We start from the raw sequence: 15,536 nt of genomic DNA, 5'->3' as shown, positions 1-15,536 counted from the left end.
GAGGTGCGACGGGGGAATACTGGAACATGCGGGGGCATATCACGCCGCAAGCTAACGCGCGGCTGGCGACTTATTCGGTCTTCACACAACTGGCAGCAGCAGCTTATGTCGTTGCCCTGATCATCGCGATTTTCGCGCTGGCCTGGGCCGAATACAGGCGGCAAATCGGCTATATCGAGCTCGGCGAGCCGAAGATGGTTCCCTTCGTGATCGCGGGCTTGGCGATTATCGCCGGTCTGGTCACTTTCGTCGTAGCCATGATCGCCTTCCTGCTCTGGTTTCACAAGGCCATCGCCAACCTCCATGCCGTAGGGCTCGCCGGCCTTCGCGCGCGGCCGGTCTGGTCCGGCGCCAGTTTCTTCGTTCCGGTGGCACAGCTCTTCGTGCCGTTCCTGGCCATGCGCGAACTGTGGAACCGCAGCCACGGAGAAGACGAGTACCAGTCGCGCACCGGCGTCACGCAAGTGGCGATCTGGTGGATGAGCTTCGTCACCGGTTCCTTGCTGGTGTTCTTCGTGACCGGCCTCGGGCTGTTCAACCTCGTTTCGCCCGTGAAATTCATCTCGCCCAGTCTGCTCAACCTTTCGCTCATGCTATCAGGGCTTGTCTTCTGGTGCGTGGCTGCTGCCGGCCTCGTGGTGATCCTGCGCGCAATCACCCTCGCGCAGGCCACGCTCATGGACGAAAAAACCGTCTTTGCCTGAACGACAATCCTTCCCGAAAGTAGCTTCATCATGCCCGAAACCGCGCTTTCCGATGGAATCGCCTCGCTCGCCCGCCGTACGCTCGTGGTACGGGTTCTGCTGTGCTGCTACATCGGAACCACCGGGCTGACCCTCGCGGCCATCGCAGCTTCGCTCGCCAGCGGTGCCGTCCCGGAAAGCCCGCTGGCGGTTTTCGCCGCCACAGGTACCGTCGCCGTCCTGGCCGTCTATCTGGTCTGCGCAGTCGCGGTGTCGCTTTGGATCCACAGGGCCCATGCGAATCTCTTCGCGGCCGGGATGGAAGGCCTGGAATTCTCGCCCGGATGGTCCGTCGGCTACTTCTTCATTCCGATAGCCTGCCTGTTCAAGCCATTCGAAGCGATGAGAGCGTTGTGGAACCGGAGCCACCTGCATGGCCATGATGCAGACCAGCCTACCGATCCGCGCCTGGTCGTCTGGTGGACCTGCATGATCGCCGGTACTGTCGCAGGAACGCTCCTCTCATTCAGCATAAGCGCACCGCCGGCAGGCGCCGTGCTGACCTGCATCGTTTATGCCTTGCGAATTGTCGCCGCCGGATCCCTGCTTGCGATCGTCAACGGCGTCGCCCGCGCGCAGGAGGCGGATCTGGACATGCATCACGCATTCGCCTGACCGCATAGGAACCCCTGAGGCTCAGTCTTCCACCACTTTCAGCAGCTTGCGCTCCAGCGGGCTGAGCACGCCGGCCAATTCATGTCCGCGCTTCAGGATTTGCCCGGCCTCGCCGAACAGTGTCCACATTCCCTGTTTCGCACGCAGCGAAGGGCGCTTCTCGATGCGGGCCTGCGGACGCTCGGCAGCGCGGCGGAAGGCAGAGAAGTTGGCGGCCTCCTTGCCGAAATCCATCGCATAATCGCGCCACATGCCTGCTGCCACCATGCGGCCGTAAAGATCGAGAATGCGCTGGAGTTCGAGCCGGTCGAACCCGATCTGCAAGGGCGTGCGGCCGGGAAAGGCCAAGACGCTGCCGGTACTGGAATTCGCGCCTGCGGGGCCTGACACCATTCGGTTCAGACGCCCTTCACGGCCGGCTCGGCCTGCGGCTCATCTTCGCGCGCATGCATCAATTCAGCCACTTGCGCGCGCAGGGCGGCAATCTGCTCCTCCAGCTCGTCGATCCGCTGGTTGCCCACCGGCTCGCAGGGTTCCTTGCAGGGCGTGCCATAAGGCATGAAGTCCTTGGCGTAAGTTTCCGCCTTCACCAGCGTGGAGCGCGCCTTGACGCCGATCATGGTCGCGCCTTCGGGCACGTCCTCGGTCACGACGGCACTGGCGCCGACACGTGCGCGCCTGCCCACCGTTACCGGGCCGATGATCTGCGCGCCGGAGCCTACGATAACATTGTCGAGCAAAGTCGGGTGGCGTTTGCCGCCCTTGCCGTTGGTGGGGTTGGAACCGCCCAGCGTGACGCACTGGTAGATCGTCACATTGTCGCCGATCTCGGCGGTTTCTCCGATGACGGTGAAGCCATGGTCGATGAAGAAGTTCTTCCCGATGGTGGCGCCGGGATGAATGTCGATCGCGGTCAGGAAGCGGGAGATGTGATTCACCACGCGGGCCAGGAAGAACAGGTCCGCACGGAACAGGCGATGCGCGATCTTGTGAAAGAACAGCGCCCACACGCCCGGATAGAGCAGGACTTCCCAGCGTGAACGCGGCGCAGGGTCACGCGCGACGACGGAGTCCAGGTAGCGGACAAGATTACCCAGCATCGCGCGAATCTCCCATCAATCGGCCCGCAAGGCAAGCCGTCCGGTCAAGTGGTCTTCGAGTCGCCGCCTTTAGTCTCGATCAGAGCGTCGCGCCAGATCGCCAGAGTAGGCGGCTGCTTGCGTTCCAGACTGAGCCGATCAATGGCAGTGACCAGATTTTCGACGCCCAGATGGCTACGCACGACGCGCGGTACAAGGTAGTCGATCGCAGTGGGATCGAGATTGAGTGCGCGCATCTGGGCGTGGATCTCGATCAGGGCGGCCAGCATCTCGTCGTCCGGCTCGACGATCTCCAGTTCCAGGGCGGCGCCAAGCCGGGATCCCAGGTCCGGGAGACTGACCTGCCAGCGCCCTTCCCCGCTGCCGCGGCGGCGACTGGAGACGATCAGCAACGGACGTCCGGTTTCCTGCGCACGGTTCCAGCTGTGGAAGATCACGTCCTCCTCCATCCGGTCGGCATCATCCAGCGCATCGCCGTGACCGGCCTCGACGAACCAGCGTGCCAGCAGGGATTTGCCCGAACGCGGAGGACCGGAAAGGATCGCGCTGCGGAACGGCCATGCACCCGGCTCAAGCAAGGCGTCGATCGCCTGTGCGTTGGCACTGCCGACGACAATGCGCGGCGGGCTGTCGCTCGCGGCAGACAGTGGGAGGGCGATCTGCTTCATCACCGAGGAACCTAGCGGGTGATCCTCAGCGCACCGCCGCCGTTCGTCACTTTCCAGCCTTGCGCACGCAGCGCGGCGGCAAGACGCTCGCTACCGCCCTCGACGGTCACGCGCATGACGGACGTTCCGCCGACAGCAAGGCTGACGGTGGCGGCGCCGCGCACACCCGGAACGCCGCGCACGGCGGCAAGCGCCGCATCGACGGCTGCCGCATCGGGCGAAGCGAACTGTACGGAAACCGTCTCGGTCGGGACGACGACCGCCGGGACCGGTGCGATTGCAGGGGGCGCGATGGGCACGACATCCACCGGAACCCCGCCCTTGGGCATGAGCTTCTGGCGCAATTCGGCAAAAGCGCGGTCCAGCACCTGCCCGCTGGTCGTCAGCGTGGGATCGGGACGCAGCTCGCCGCTGGCGAGTGCATTCCGGTACAGGCCATCGATCCGCTCCACCGCCTGATTGAGCATGACAGGAAGGTCCTGCTCGCTGGCGGCATCGAGTTCGAAGGTGCCGAGGAAAGTGTTGTCCGGGCCATAGCGCGCGGTGAAAGTGCCGTGAATCGGGCCGCCGGGCCATTGCCGCTCAAGACGGGCGACCGGGATCACCACATCCGCAGCGTCGAACTGGTTGAGGATGTTGCGCCACCACAGGCGGCTGCGGCGAGAAGCCTGGCCGGCGGTGAGAATCAGCGATTCCCCCCCCGCGCCTACCGGCCGCACATAATCTATCGGGCTTTGCGAAGCCTGGAACTCGGCCCATGCCTTCTGCCAGGGCCCGCGCACTTCGAACACCTGCTGCACGCCGCCCGAGTACAGCACCGGCAGTACCAGCATCGGCGCCGACCGGATCGCCGCGCCGCCTGCGCCCACGTACTGCCCTGCACGCGCCTTGTTGAAGATGATGCCGAGCGTGGCGATATAACGGCGAGGCCCGACCTGCTCATGGCCGATCACGACCGACGAAACCATGGCATCGATAGCCTCAACCGGCATGTCCGGCCCGCCGAGCTTCTTCCAGGCGTCCTTCTCCGCCTGTTTCCAGCCTTCGAGCCGGGCATCGGCGCCGGTTTTGGCCGTAACATCGACCTTGATGCCGTTGACCTGGATATCCTCGGAATTGGCGAGCGGGGCGATGCCGCGATCGCCTTCCACCTGCGCCACGAGTCGGTAACCACCCACGGTGCCCAATGCGAGAAACGCCGCCCCGCCCAGCGCAAAGGCCAGGCCCCGCGGCGAACGGACGCGCGCCTGCCCAAAGGCCAGACCGCTGCCGGCCACGCGCCGGATTTTGTGGGAGAAGGTGATTGCCATTATCGAAACCGACCGGCCTTTTGCCCAAACGAATCCGGAAATCCAAGTCGTAAAGCGACGACATCCCCGGAAGGCGGGACGCACGATCGGCCAAGGCCCCGGAAATCCGGCGGAACGCCGCGCACCGGCGCCCCCTGCACGAATTTTTCCGCCCGAATTGTTCACCTGATTGCCGCCTCGGGCGTGACAGGAGAGCGTTTGCACACTATGCGCGCGCAATGTCCGACGATAACTCCCCGAAGAGCTACTCCTACGAGCAAGCCGGCGTCTCGATCGCCGCAGGCAATGCGCTGGTCAAAGCCATCGCCCCGCTCGCCAAATCCACCGCGCGCCCCGGCGCCGATGCGGAACTGGGAGGCTTCGGTGGCTTCTTCGACCCCCGCGCGGCCGGCTACAAGGACCCGCTTCTGGTCGCCGCGAACGACGGTGTCGGCACCAAGGTCAAGCTGGCCATCGACCATGACCGGCACGACCAGATCGGCATCGACCTCGTCGCCATGTGCGTGAACGACCTTATCGTACAGGGCGCAGAGCCCCTGTTCTTCCTTGACTACTTCGCCACCGGCAAGCTCGAGAACGGCGTCGCCGAACGCGTGGTTGCCGGAATCGCCGATGGCTGCCGCATCTCGGGCTGCGCCCTCATCGGCGGCGAAACCGCAGAGATGCCCGGCATGTACGCCGCGGGCGATTACGATCTCGCGGGCTTCTGCGTCGGCGCGGTGGAACGCGGCGAACAGCTCACCGGTGAAAAGGTCGCGGACGGCGACGTGCTGCTCGGCCTTGCATCCTCGGGCGTGCATTCCAACGGCTACTCCTTGGTGCGCCGCCTCGCCGAGGACAAGGGCTGGAAGCTCGACCGCCCGGCCCTGTTCGATTCGGACACCCTGCTGATCGACGCGCTGATCGCGCCCACGCGCATCTACGTTAAGAGCCTGCTGCCCTTCATCCGCGCCGGCCGCATCAATGCGCTGGCCCATATTACCGGCGGCGGCCTGCTCGAAAACATTCCGCGCGTGCTGCCCAAGGGCCTGCACGCCCGTATCGATGCCGGCGCCTGGGAGCAGCCGCGCCTGATGGCGTTCCTGCAGGCGCAGGGCAATATCGAGCCGGGCGAGATGGCGCGCACCTTCAACTGCGGCATCGGCATGGTGCTTGCAGTCTCGCCGGAAGAAGTCGCCGCGCTCAAGGCCGAGCTGGAAGCAGCCGGCGAAACCGTCTTCGTGATCGGCATCGTCGAAGAAGGCGACAAGGGCTGCACCGTTCAGGGCAAGACCGAGATCTGGTCCGCCCGCGAGGACTGGGAAGCCGTTCATCTTGCCTGACAAGGCAAAAGTCGCCGTCCTGATTTCGGGCAGCGGCACCAACATGGCCGCCCTGCTCTACGCCAGCCGCGCCGAGGACTGTCCCTATGAGATCGTCCTCGTCGCCAGCAACCGGCCCGATGCAGGCGGCCTTGCACTCGCCTCTGCCGAAGGCGTGCCCACCTTCGCGCTCAGCCACAAGGGGCTGAGCCGCAAGGAGCATGACGCCGCGATGGACTCCGCCATCCGCGGCTCCGGCGCGCAATGGGTCGCGCTCGCGGGCTACATGCGCATCCTGACCGGCGGTTTCGTGGGCAAGTGGGACGGCAGGATGGTCAATATCCACCCGTCGCTCCTGCCGAAGTACACCGGCCTGCATACCCACCAGCGCGCCATCGACGCGGGCGACAGTCACGGCGGCGTCAGCGTCCATCTCGTCATTCCCGAGCTGGACGAAGGTCCGATCCTCGGCCAGACGCCGGTTGCCATCGTGCCGGGAGACACCGCCGATACGCTTGCCGCGCGCGTACTGATTGCCGAACACCAGCTCTATTCACGCTGCCTCGCCGCGCTTGTCGTGCGCGAAACGAGCCCGGAATGGCTGCTTGAGCGCGTACGGGAACGGGCCATGGCCCTGCCCGAAGCGGACGAGATACAGAGCCACGGAATGCCCTGCTTCGGCGTGACCAAGGGCAAGAAATTCGCCTACTTCACGTCGAACCATCACGCCGACGGTCGTACCGCCCTGTTGGTGAAGATCAGCGGCCCGGACGAACAGGCCATGCTCATCGAGCAGGACGAGGAACGCTATTTCCGCCCCGCCTACTTCGGCGACGGCTGGATCGGCATTCGCCTCGATCTGGGCGAGAACGACTGGGACGCCATCGGGACGTGGCTGGCCCGGTCATGGCGCGCGATCGCCCCGAAGAAGCTGACCTCGCTCGTGGACGTGGCCGAGCAGTTCTGACGCGAAAAGGGCAGCGCGGCCGGCCGCACTGCCCTTTGTTTTCCAAGGGTTCAAGCCAGCCGCGTCTCGATCGGCAGGCCCGACTTCAGGGTCAGTGTAACCGGCGTCCGCTCCGCGATGTCGGCGAGGCGGCTTTTCTGCTCCTCGTCCAGTCCCGAAATGAGGAGCGTGCGCTCGACATGCATGTCATCCTTCGAGCCCCTCAGCTTCAGGTCGACATCGAGCGATTGCAACGGCCAGCCCTTGCGCGCGGCGTACATCTTCAGCGTGATCGCGGTGCAGGCGCCGAGACTGGCGAGCAGCAGGTCGTAAGGCGCGGGGCCGGCGCCCTGCCCGCCGAGCGCTTCCGGCTCGTCGGCAACGATCGCATGGCCGCCGACGACGATCTCGGTGCGCCAGGGGGTTTCGCCGATATGGGCGGTTCCATGTGCCATGGCGTGATGCTCCTCAGGCCGGAAGGGGAATGAATTCGTTTTCGTCGGGCACGCGGTCGAAGCGCTGTTCCTTCCAGTCTTCCTTGGCCTGCTCGATACGGTCGAGCGAGGAAGAGACGAAGTTCCAGAAGATATGGCGCTTCTCCGGCAGGGGTTCCCCGCCCAGCAGCATCAGGCGGGTGCCGCCCCTGGCCCTGAGCACGACTTCGGCGCCCGGCTTGAAGACCACGAGTTCGGTTTCCTTGAAGCTGCCGGTCTGGCCTTCGACCTCGACTTCGCCGCCGACGACATAGATCGCGCGTTCGACGTGCTCGGCCTTCACCTGATAACGCGCACCGTCGAGCATGACGATATCGGCATAGACCATGTCGGAGTAGGTCTTGAGCGGCGAGGTCAGGCCGTCGGACGTACCGGCGATCAGCGTCAGCCGGGTTCCGGCGTCTTCGGTCACGGGAATCTCGTCTGCCTTGTGGTGCGCAAAGGCCGGGGCGATCTCTTCCGCTTCCCTGGGCAGCGCAATCCAGGTCTGGAGCCCGAACAGCTTGCCGCCGCTGGCGCGGACTTCGGGAGAGGTGCGCTCGGAATGGACGATGCCGCTGCCCGCCGTCATCCAGTTGACCTCACCGGGGCGGATCGCCTGGACCGAGCCGAGGGAGTCGCGATGAAGGATCTCGCCTTCGACGAGGTAAGTCAGCGTGGAAAGGCCGATGTGCGGATGCGGGCGCACGTCGAGACCTTCGCCGCTGCGGAACACCGCCTCGCCCATCTGGTCGAAGAAGATGAAGGGGCCGACCATGCGGCGCTGCGCGGTGGGCAGCGCACGGCGGACCTGGAAGCCGTCGCCAAGGTCGCGGACGGGGGGAAGAACGACGAGGTCAACGCCTTCGATATCGGATGAATGGACGGTCATGGGGGCAATCCTTCCTTGCGCTTCTTTTGTGCGTTTGAGCGCCGGGGAAGAACGTCGGCGCCGATAAGGGAAAATGCAATCGGGCAATCTGGCAGAGAAGAGATGGGAGCGGGCGATTTCCGCCCGCTCCCCTTACTTCAGGCAGCGTCGACCAGAACGATCTCGCTATCCTCGATCGCGGTGATCCGCAGCACGTCGAGATCGCTGATCGCCACGCCGTCCCGGGCATTGGCGCGCACATCGTCGATCTGCACCGCACCGATGGCGGGAACGAGGTAGGCCTTGCGGTCCTTGCCCAGCGGGTATTCGGCGGTCTCGCCGGCCTTGAGCGTGGCGCCCACGACGCGGGCATTGGTACGGATCGGCAGGGCTTCGTTGTCGTTCTCGTAGCCAGAGGCGAGCGTCACGAACTGGCCCGAGCGGTCCCCCTTGGGGAAGGGCTTGGCGCCCCAGCTCGGTTCCTCGCCGTCGCGGGTCGGGATGATCCAGATCTGGAAAATCTTCGTCGTCACGTCCTCGAGGTTGTATTCCGAGTGCGTGATGCCCGTGCCCGCGCTCATCACCTGGACATCGCCGGCCTCGGTCCGGCCCTTGTTACCCAGGTTGTCCTGGTGGGTGATCGCGCCTTCGCGGACATAGGTGATGATTTCCATGTCGCGGTGCGGGTGCGGCGGGAAGCCGGTCTGCGGAGCGATCGCATCGTCGTTCCAGACGCGCAGGTTGCCCCAGTGGACGCGGGCCGGATCGTGGTAGCCGGCAAACGAGAAGTGGTGCTTGGCGTCAAGCCAGCCGTGGTTGGCACCGCCGAGGCTGTCATAGGGGCGAAGTTCGATCATGGCCTATCTCCTGAAGGGCGGCGGGGTTAGGTGCCGCCCTCTCTTGAAAACCCATATAGACCTCGGCTCATTTCAAGTTCAGAGGGATAAAATCGACCTGACTGTTCGAGGAGATTGAAAAGTGAGCAACCCCGGCACGCCGACCCTGGACCAGCTGCGCATCTTCCTGGCCATCGTCGACACCGGCAGTTTCGCCGCCGCCGGGCGCAAGCTGAACCGTGCGGTCTCCGTCATCAGCTATGGAATCGCCAATCTCGAAGCCCAGCTCGGCGTCATGCTGTTCGAGCGCGAGGGTACGCGCAAGCCCGTCCTCACCACGGCCGGGCGTGCGGTCCTCTCGGAAGCGCGCGGCGTGGCGGAAGGGATCGACGGATTGCGCGCCAAGGTTAAGGGCCTGCTCGACGGACTTGAGGCGGAAGTCGATCTCGCCGTGGACGTGATGTTCCCGGCCGAGCGCCTCGGCGTGATCCTGCGCGCTTTCGCCGCCGAGTTTCCCACCGTCCAGCTGCGTCTCCATGTTGAGGCACTGGGCGCGATTACATCGATGGTGCTGGACGGGAATGCCGTGATCGGCCTGTCCGGCCCTCTCTTCGCGGGCGTGGACGGGCTGGAAAGCGTGTCCGTAGGCTCGGTGGCGATGGTGCCGGTGGCCGCCCCCGATCACCCGCTGGGCCGCATGGACCCGATCCCGCCCGGCGCGGGGCGGGAATTTACCCAGCTGGTGCTCAGCGACCGTTCGCGCTTTACCGAGGGAAAGGACTTCTCGGTAATGAGCCCCAAGACATGGCGCCTCGCCGACCTTGGCGCCAAGCACGCCCTGCTGCGGCAGGGAATCGGCTGGGGCAACATGCCGCTGCCGATGATCGAGCCGGATCTCGTTTCGGGAACACTCGTGCGCCTGGCCATGCCGGATCATCCCGGCGGCATCTACCGCTTCGGCGGGATATGGCGCCGCGACGTTCCTCCCGGCCCGGCAGCGGCATGGCTGCTCGACCGTTTCGTGGCCCAGTGCGAGTTGGACAACACGTTTAACGAACTTCCCGATATCTGACACAGGAAGCGAAGTTTTCCGATATCTTTCGTATAATACCTTAGTAAAATTCCCTCTTCCACCTAGCGTAGCAAGATCGCAATCTCTGCCAGCGATTCATGTTCCAGCGGAAAATCGGGTTGTCGTTCCGAAATACTGTGCGACAATCCGATTCGCCGAGATTGGAGAGTTGGTCATGCTTCATGCGAACTTGAGCACGACAACAATAAAATCGGGACGGGATCTACCAGCTATTTTCGAAGACAGGGTTCACCCCGCCGGCATTTCGGCGGGAGAAAGGCCCGAGAACTACCGCGCCCTGTTGCTGCCGGTGGCTCCGCCGGCGGACCTGACATCCGATCCTTCGGCCAAGGGCGGCCTCGCCGGCTGGCAACTGCACAGGGTGGTCCGCCATGTGGACGACAATCTTGCTCACCCCCTCGCCTGCAGAGACCTTGCCATGGTTGCGCGGCTCAGTACCGGCCACTTCTGCCGGGCCTTCAAGACCAGCATGGGCGAACCGCCCCACGCCTATGTCATCCGGCAAAGGATCCGGCGGGCGCAGCGCCTCATGCTCCAGACCGACGATGCGCTTTCGCAGATCGCCTGCACATGCGGATTGACCGACCAGGCGCACCTGACGCGGCTTTTCCGCCGCGCGGTGGGCACCACGCCCAAAGTGTGGCGCAGCCGCTGGCAGCCCGTCGCACGCGCCAACTGATGCTTCGCGTCAACTCCGTACAAGACCCTGAACCGCGAAAGGCCTAGCTCGTAAACTCCTGTCCGGCAAAGCCATTGCCTGCCGCGACCGTATTCATTTGCAACCTTGATGCCAGCCCGGGCCGGGCCGTTAATCCCGCCTGCTTGGCAAGAGTTACGGGCTTGGCGGCGACTACGCCAAAGCCCTGTTCGGAGCCCGCACGGTCGGCCTGCGAACCCCTGAGGGACTGGCGGCGACTCCCCCCGCCCTGCCGCCAGTCCCATTTTCCACGATCTACCATTTCAACTTTATCGAACGTGAAGATCAATTTTATCAGGATTTCTGGAAATCCGATCTTCCGGCACTTCCCTGTCATCGAGGCGCCGCAGCATCGGCCGCATAACGCGGACTTACGGCTCCTCTTCAACGCAAATGCCAAGGGGAATCGCCATGAATACCGCAACCGCCAAGACCGCTCCCGCCACGCTCGACAACGGCATCGCCAGGTTCCTGCCGCTGATCGGACGTATCCTGATAGCCGCCATCTTCATCCTGAGCGGCGCATCCAAGCTTGCCGATCCATCCGGCACGATGGCCTATATCGCCTCGGCCGGGCTGCCGCTGCCGGCTGTTGCGCTTGCCGGCGCGATCATCGTCGAACTGGTGGGCGGTGTCGTCCTGATCTCGGGCTATCGCCTGCGCGCCGTGGCCGCGGTGCTGGCGCTGTTCAGCCTGGCGACTGCCCTCTTCTTCCACGCCCAGCTCGGCGACCAGAACCAGTTCATCCACTTCTTCAAGAACGTCGCCATGGCCGGCGGCCTGCTGCAGATCGTCGCCTTCGGAAACGGCCGCGACTGACGGGTTTGCAGACCGAAAACATCAAGGGCGGGCCGAAAGGCCCGCCCTTTTCGCGTCTGGAACAGAACGACACCTAAAGGCACCAGAACGGCACCTGGCATCACCCTGCCCGCTCGGGCTGCGCGATGACGTTGGCGAGGCGATCAGCCCGCCCGGATCAGATCCACCACCGCCTCGAACTCGCGCCGGATCGCTGCCCGGGACGTTTCGCCCTCCGCCCCGGCATGGTTGCGCGTCAAGGACGAAAGGAAGCTCGACAGCAGCGCCGCTTCGAGATTTCCCGCCTGACGCCGCCCCTGGATCAGTGCCTCCAGCAGCTTGCGCGAGGTTTGTCCGCGCAGATAGCGCAATTGCGCCGCGAACTGGTTCAGCGCCGGGTCGCGCGCCACGGCGATGTGCAGTTCATCCATGCCCCGGCCGCGCACGCTGTGGGCGATGAAGCCCACCATGTTGTCCAGCGCCTGCTCGATCGCGGCTTCGGCGGCGGTGTCGCTGCCGGGCAGGGCATCGGAGCGGAAGCGGGTCACGCCGCTCAGGTAGGTTCCCTCGAATGCGGCCTGGACCAGTTCCGACTTGGTGCGGAACTTGTGCGAGACCACGCCCAGCGTCAGCCCCGCGCTTTCGGCAACCGCGCGGTGAGTCAGCCCGCTGGCGCCTGTCTTCTCCAGCAAGGCGGCTGCGGCCTCGACGATGCGGGCGCCGGTGGCGTCGCGTTCAGGGAAGGCCGGAAGCTCGCGCAGAGCCTCGGCCCGGGCATAGTCGCGCCATGGCGCTTCCGGGATCGGCCTGCCCGACAGCCACGCCGCCAGCCCCCGCGCGAATTCGTCCAGCCCGGCGCGGTCCACGGTGCGGCGCCAGCGGAACATGTGCAGGAAGCTCTCGTTCTCGAAGACCCGCTCGACGACAATGGCCCGGTCCGCCAGCCCGAACTTTGCCGCCGCGACCTGCCAGAACCCCGCCCAGAGATCGCGCCACTCCCCCTCCGCCTGCAGGAAGGCCGGGCTGGTGGCGGCCAGAAGCTGCCCTTCCCGCCAGGCGAAGGCCAGCCCCCGCCGCTCGTTCGCCCAGCCATCGACGATCTGCGCGAAGAAGGCCGGGAAATCGCGATAGTCCCCCGCGAACCCCGAAACCTGCCCGAGCTGGTCATCGCACCAGAGCCGCGCCTGCTGCCGCGCGTGATCCTGCGCAACGACCAACAACTGTTCCAGAGAGCCGAAATGATGGTAGATCGACGATACCGGTATATCGGCAATTCCGGCAACCTGCCGCGCGGTGACCCCGCTGCCGCCAACAGCGGCCCATTGCTCAAAAACAGCCTCCAACAGCCTGTCATTAGAGGGTTTTCTAGGATTTTCCGGCATCAGGCCCCGCTCCGGTTCGGCATGTCGTCTGCCTGACAATAGCAAGCGATCCCGCCGATGGCGAGCATCGTGGCCACGATGCATGCCATGGAGATTGACGATACGGATGTCACACAGGATACATACATACGTTCTACATCGGCCACGATCAAATTCGCGCCGCCGGGCCTGTCGCCGCTACGTCCGTTCATCGCGGGCCGATCGGAAGCACGCTGCCCCCTGCGCCACTGACCGGGAATCCCAGAAATGACGCGCAAGACCACATCCATCGCCCTGATCGCCGCCATCACGGCGCTTTCCGGCACAGCCGCCACCGCGCGCGAAATCGCCGCGCTGACCCGGCTCGACGCGCAGACCGTCCAGCTCACCCGGCCGGACACCGCCCCGGTCGCGGTGTGGATCAGCGCCGATACCGTGCTCGACAAGGGCGACCGGCGCTTTGCCGCCGCCAGCACCGAGAGCACGCTCACCCTGCCCATCCCCGCAAGCGAGCGCCGCTACGTCATCCTCGAAAGCCGCAAGGGCAAGACCGCCGTGGTCGCCGAGCGGGTCCTGCCGCTCCAGCAGGGCAGCAACTTCCGCGACATCGGCGGCTATGTCACCCGCGACGGCCGCACCGTGAAGTGGGACAAGGCCTTTCGCTCGGGCGCGATGCCGCTGCTGACGGATGCGGACTATGCGCTGCTCGATCAGGTTCATCTGGGCGCCGTGGTGGACCTGCGCTCGATCGAGGAACGCGAAGTCGCGCCCGACATGCTTGACGACCGTACCGGCGCACTGTTCCTCGCCAACGACTATTCGCTGAAGCCCCTCTTCGCGAAGATGGCCAGGAGCGGCGGCGAGAACATCTACGAGGGCATGGAAATCATGCTCGTCCCGCAGTTCCGCGCCCTGTTCAACCGGCTCCTCGCGAACGAGGGCGCGGTGGTCTACCACTGCTCGGCCGGGCAGGATCGCACCGGGATCGCCACGGCCCTGATCTACGACCTGCTCGGCGTGGACCGGGAGACGATCCTCAAGGACTATCACCTCTCCACCACGTTCCGTCAGCCGCAGTGGGAAATGCCCAAGGTCGACCCTGCCGACTATCCGGGCAACCCGATCCTCAAGTATTACGCCGCCCGCGCCGATGGCCAGCCACCCAAGGCCGAACCGCTCTACACCCCCGGCGGCATCTCTCACCTCGCGCAGTTCTTCACTTATCTCGACAAGCAGTATGGCGGCACCGAAGGCTACCTGAAGCAGAAGATCGGCCTGACCGACGCGGATATCGCCAGGCTGCGCCAGAACATGCTCGACTGACCGGACCGAACGAGGCCGCACTTCGCGTCGCAATACGAAGCGCGGCCTCGCCAAGGGCCGGAAACGGCGCCCCCCCGGCCTGCGGCCGGCCCTTGCGGATATCAGGGCTTGTGCAAGGTCACCGCGTCGAGCGGCTCACCCGTCGCCGTATAGGCCCGGTAGGTCAGCGCGGCGGGGCTGACGTCGATCACCTGATAGGCCTGCGTGCGCGAGGCCGACTTGCGGGCCCAGGGCAGGCTGCCGACATCGTACATCTTCGGCCCGGCGACCGAGACGGCATAAGTGGTTCCGGCATCGTCCGCCGATGGGCCGTCCTTGCCGATCGCGCCGCGCGCATAGCCGTGATCGTGGCCCTGCAGCACGAGGTCGACATGATACTTGTCGATCAGCGGCTTCAGCGCGGCGCGGACCTTGGGATTGTCACGCCCCGGCTCGCTGGAGAACAGCGGGAAGTGCAGGAACAGCACCGTCCAGCGGTTCGGATTCTTCGCCAGCAGCCCGTCCAGCCATTTCACAATGGCCTTGCGCGCGGTCTCGTCCCGATCGACCTGCATGGAATCGATCGAGATCAGGCGCAGCCCCTGATAGTCGGTGTACCAGCTCGTTTCCCGGCTCGCCGGAAGCTCGGCCGGGCCGTTCTCGGGCAAGGTGAACTGGCGCCGCCACTGGCCGTTGATCGAGGAACCCGCCCGCGCGGCTTCATCCCTGACGTATTCGTGATTGCCCGGCGTCGGCATCTGCGGCGTCTGGGCATAGAGGAACCCGCCCGAGGCGAACCACTCGCCCCATTCGGCATCGCTGTCATGCCGGTTGATGAGGTCTCCGGCGTGGATCGTGAAGGCCGCGTCCCCCGCCTGGCGGAAGGCCATGCGCAAGGTGCGCGAGGCTTCCGACAGGATCTGGTTCTGCATGTCGCCCATGTAGATGAAGCGGAACGGCTTGCCCTCGCGGGCGGCGGTGCGGAACTGGAACCATTCGGACCAGTGCGCGCCGTCCCCCACGCGGTAGGCATAGACGGTATCGGGTTCGAGCCCGGTCAGCACCGCCGAGTGATAGGCGGCGCGGAATGCCGGGTCCTCGCGGACCGGCAAGGTGGCATCGTCGGTATTCGCCGCCACGGTGAGCGGCGCCTTCACGAAGTCGGGGCTGCTGGTCGCCTTCGCATATTGCACCTGCCCCGGCAGCCCCGGTGCCGAGCGCCAGGTCACGGCCATGCCGGTGGCCGGATCGGCAGTGAGATTCAGGATCACGCGCTCGGGCCGGACGGTGGCGGGCGCCAGCGGCTCCTGCTGCTGGGCCGGAGCATCAGCGGCGAAGGCGGGACACGGCAGGCACAGCGGCAGAAACAGCGGCAGGGCCGGGGCCAGCGCTCCCAGCAGGATGCGCGTCTTGGTCTTCATG

At 65.3% G+C, this 15,536-nt stretch carries 18 protein-coding genes; 8 read left to right on the top strand and 10 right to left on the bottom strand.

Translation table 11 applies throughout. The features are described from left to right. Positions 1 to 26 precede the first annotated feature (26 nt). Together U9J33_RS07720 and U9J33_RS07715 are read left to right on the top strand one after the other, a co-directional pair. Entirely contained in the window at positions 27 to 704 is a 678-nt protein-coding gene (locus U9J33_RS07720; RefSeq protein ID WP_324698812.1) for a DUF4328 domain-containing protein, read from the top strand. A gap of 30 nt (positions 705 to 734) precedes the next feature. Then, positions 735 to 1,358 (top strand): DUF4328 domain-containing protein, encoded by a 624-nt coding sequence (locus tag U9J33_RS07715; RefSeq protein WP_324698811.1) that lies wholly within the window; start codon positions 735 to 737, stop codon positions 1,356 to 1,358. A 21-nt stretch (positions 1,359 to 1,379) separates the two neighbouring features. Here the strand turns inward: U9J33_RS07715 and U9J33_RS07710 are convergent, their stop codons facing one another. From U9J33_RS07710 to U9J33_RS07695, 4 genes are read right to left on the bottom strand one after another with little or no spacing between them, the layout of a single operon-like run. Next, entirely contained in the window at positions 1,380 to 1,751 is a 372-nt protein-coding gene (locus tag U9J33_RS07710) for a DUF2794 domain-containing protein (protein WP_185997684.1), read from the bottom strand. Positions 1,752 to 1,756: 5 nt separating this feature from the next. Continuing rightward, positions 1,757 to 2,458 carry a serine O-acetyltransferase EpsC gene (gene epsC, locus U9J33_RS07705; protein WP_054441282.1) on the bottom strand — a complete coding sequence of 234 codons (702 nt, stop codon included), beginning with the start codon at positions 2,456 to 2,458 and terminating at the stop codon, positions 1,757 to 1,759. Positions 2,459 to 2,502: 44 nt separating this feature from the next. Beyond that, a complete protein-coding gene (locus tag U9J33_RS07700) occupies positions 2,503 to 3,126 on the bottom strand; it encodes an ATPase (protein WP_054441279.1) in 624 nt (207 codons plus the stop codon). A gap of 11 nt (positions 3,127 to 3,137) precedes the next feature. Next, positions 3,138 to 4,436, bottom strand: a complete 1,299-nt coding sequence (locus tag U9J33_RS07695) for a heavy-metal-associated domain-containing protein (RefSeq protein WP_324698810.1) — start codon at positions 4,434 to 4,436, stop codon at positions 3,138 to 3,140. Positions 4,437 to 4,654: 218 nt separating this feature from the next. Here U9J33_RS07695 and purM point away from each other — a divergent pair, with 218 nt between their 5' ends. Next, positions 4,655 to 5,758, top strand: a complete 1,104-nt coding sequence (purM, locus tag U9J33_RS07690; RefSeq protein ID WP_054441276.1) for a phosphoribosylformylglycinamidine cyclo-ligase — start codon at positions 4,655 to 4,657, stop codon at positions 5,756 to 5,758. A 43-nt stretch (positions 5,759 to 5,801) separates the two neighbouring features. Next, complete coding sequence (purN, locus tag U9J33_RS07685; protein ID WP_324699023.1) at positions 5,802 to 6,704, top strand: phosphoribosylglycinamide formyltransferase; 903 nt, start codon at positions 5,802 to 5,804, stop codon at positions 6,702 to 6,704. A gap of 50 nt (positions 6,705 to 6,754) precedes the next feature. Here the strand turns inward: purN and U9J33_RS07680 are convergent, their stop codons facing one another. From U9J33_RS07680 to U9J33_RS07670, 3 genes are all read right to left on the bottom strand, one after another. Then, positions 6,755 to 7,138 carry an OsmC family protein gene (locus tag U9J33_RS07680; protein WP_324698809.1) on the bottom strand — a complete coding sequence of 128 codons (384 nt, stop codon included), beginning with the start codon at positions 7,136 to 7,138 and terminating at the stop codon, positions 6,755 to 6,757. 13 nt (positions 7,139 to 7,151) lie between these two features. Then, positions 7,152 to 8,048, bottom strand: a complete 897-nt coding sequence (locus tag U9J33_RS07675) for a pirin family protein (RefSeq protein ID WP_185997689.1) — start codon at positions 8,046 to 8,048, stop codon at positions 7,152 to 7,154. Between the two features lie 137 nt (positions 8,049 to 8,185). Next, positions 8,186 to 8,884 (bottom strand): pirin family protein, encoded by a 699-nt coding sequence (locus U9J33_RS07670; RefSeq protein ID WP_054441269.1) that lies wholly within the window; start codon positions 8,882 to 8,884, stop codon positions 8,186 to 8,188. Between the two features lie 121 nt (positions 8,885 to 9,005). On the opposite strand from U9J33_RS07670, the gene U9J33_RS07665 reads away from it, so the two are divergent. Together U9J33_RS07665 and U9J33_RS07660 are read left to right on the top strand one after the other, a co-directional pair. After that, a complete protein-coding gene (locus U9J33_RS07665; RefSeq protein ID WP_054441268.1) occupies positions 9,006 to 9,935 on the top strand; it encodes a LysR family transcriptional regulator in 930 nt (309 codons plus the stop codon). 310 nt (positions 9,936 to 10,245) lie between these two features. Then, a complete protein-coding gene (locus U9J33_RS07660; protein ID WP_292636696.1) occupies positions 10,246 to 10,635 on the top strand; it encodes a helix-turn-helix domain-containing protein in 390 nt (129 codons plus the stop codon). A 43-nt stretch (positions 10,636 to 10,678) separates the two neighbouring features. On the opposite strand, the gene U9J33_RS07655 is transcribed toward U9J33_RS07660, so the two are convergent. After that, positions 10,679 to 10,942, bottom strand: a complete 264-nt coding sequence (locus U9J33_RS07655) for a hypothetical protein (protein WP_324698808.1) — start codon at positions 10,940 to 10,942, stop codon at positions 10,679 to 10,681. Between the two features lie 122 nt (positions 10,943 to 11,064). Here U9J33_RS07655 and U9J33_RS07650 point away from each other — a divergent pair, with 122 nt between their 5' ends. After that, entirely contained in the window at positions 11,065 to 11,472 is a 408-nt protein-coding gene (locus U9J33_RS07650) for a DoxX family protein (protein ID WP_324698806.1), read from the top strand. 143 nt (positions 11,473 to 11,615) lie between these two features. Here the strand turns inward: U9J33_RS07650 and U9J33_RS07645 are convergent, their stop codons facing one another. Then, on the bottom strand, positions 11,616 to 12,794 hold the full coding sequence (locus U9J33_RS07645; RefSeq protein ID WP_324698805.1) for a TetR family transcriptional regulator: 1,179 nt from the start codon (positions 12,792 to 12,794) through the stop codon (positions 11,616 to 11,618). A 285-nt stretch (positions 12,795 to 13,079) separates the two neighbouring features. On the opposite strand from U9J33_RS07645, the gene U9J33_RS07640 reads away from it, so the two are divergent. Beyond that, entirely contained in the window at positions 13,080 to 14,135 is a 1,056-nt protein-coding gene (locus U9J33_RS07640; protein ID WP_324698804.1) for a tyrosine-protein phosphatase, read from the top strand. 101 nt (positions 14,136 to 14,236) lie between these two features. Here the strand turns inward: U9J33_RS07640 and U9J33_RS07635 are convergent, their stop codons facing one another. Beyond that, positions 14,237 to 15,535, bottom strand: a complete 1,299-nt coding sequence (locus tag U9J33_RS07635; RefSeq protein WP_324698803.1) for a metallophosphoesterase family protein — start codon at positions 15,533 to 15,535, stop codon at positions 14,237 to 14,239. Position 15,536: the final 1 nt, after the last annotated feature.

It is taken from the genome of Novosphingobium sp. RL4, assembly GCF_035658495.1.
Lineage (GTDB): Bacteria > Pseudomonadota > Alphaproteobacteria > Sphingomonadales > Sphingomonadaceae > Novosphingobium.
The sequence above is the reverse complement of the archived record's forward strand: the minus strand, read 5'-3'. Positions and strand labels throughout refer to the sequence as shown.

Bases quoted from the DNA above. Each gene is read 5' to 3' on its own strand.
- purN (WP_324699023.1), top strand. From the start codon at position 5,802: ATGGCCGCCCTGCTCTACGCCAGCCGCGCCGAGGACTGTCCCTATGAG.
- U9J33_RS07720 (WP_324698812.1), top strand. From the start codon at position 27: ATGCGGGGGCATATCACGCCGCAAGCTAACGCGCGGCTGGCGACTTAT.
- U9J33_RS07715 (WP_324698811.1), top strand. From the start codon at position 735: ATGCCCGAAACCGCGCTTTCCGATGGAATCGCCTCGCTCGCCCGCCGT.
- U9J33_RS07670 (WP_054441269.1), bottom strand. From the start codon at position 8,884: ATGATCGAACTTCGCCCCTATGACAGCCTCGGCGGTGCCAACCACGGC.
- purM (WP_054441276.1), top strand. From the start codon at position 4,655: ATGTCCGACGATAACTCCCCGAAGAGCTACTCCTACGAGCAAGCCGGC.
- epsC (WP_054441282.1), bottom strand. From the start codon at position 2,458: ATGCTGGGTAATCTTGTCCGCTACCTGGACTCCGTCGTCGCGCGTGAC.
- U9J33_RS07675 (WP_185997689.1), bottom strand. From the start codon at position 8,048: ATGACCGTCCATTCATCCGATATCGAAGGCGTTGACCTCGTCGTTCTT.
- U9J33_RS07680 (WP_324698809.1), bottom strand. From the start codon at position 7,138: ATGGCACATGGAACCGCCCATATCGGCGAAACCCCCTGGCGCACCGAG.
- U9J33_RS07710 (WP_185997684.1), bottom strand. From the start codon at position 1,751: ATGGTGTCAGGCCCCGCAGGCGCGAATTCCAGTACCGGCAGCGTCTTG.
- U9J33_RS07700 (WP_054441279.1), bottom strand. From the start codon at position 3,126: ATGAAGCAGATCGCCCTCCCACTGTCTGCCGCGAGCGACAGCCCGCCG.
- U9J33_RS07640 (WP_324698804.1), top strand. From the start codon at position 13,080: ATGACGCGCAAGACCACATCCATCGCCCTGATCGCCGCCATCACGGCG.
- U9J33_RS07650 (WP_324698806.1), top strand. From the start codon at position 11,065: ATGAATACCGCAACCGCCAAGACCGCTCCCGCCACGCTCGACAACGGC.
- U9J33_RS07695 (WP_324698810.1), bottom strand. From the start codon at position 4,436: ATGGCAATCACCTTCTCCCACAAAATCCGGCGCGTGGCCGGCAGCGGT.
- U9J33_RS07635 (WP_324698803.1), bottom strand. From the start codon at position 15,535: ATGAAGACCAAGACGCGCATCCTGCTGGGAGCGCTGGCCCCGGCCCTG.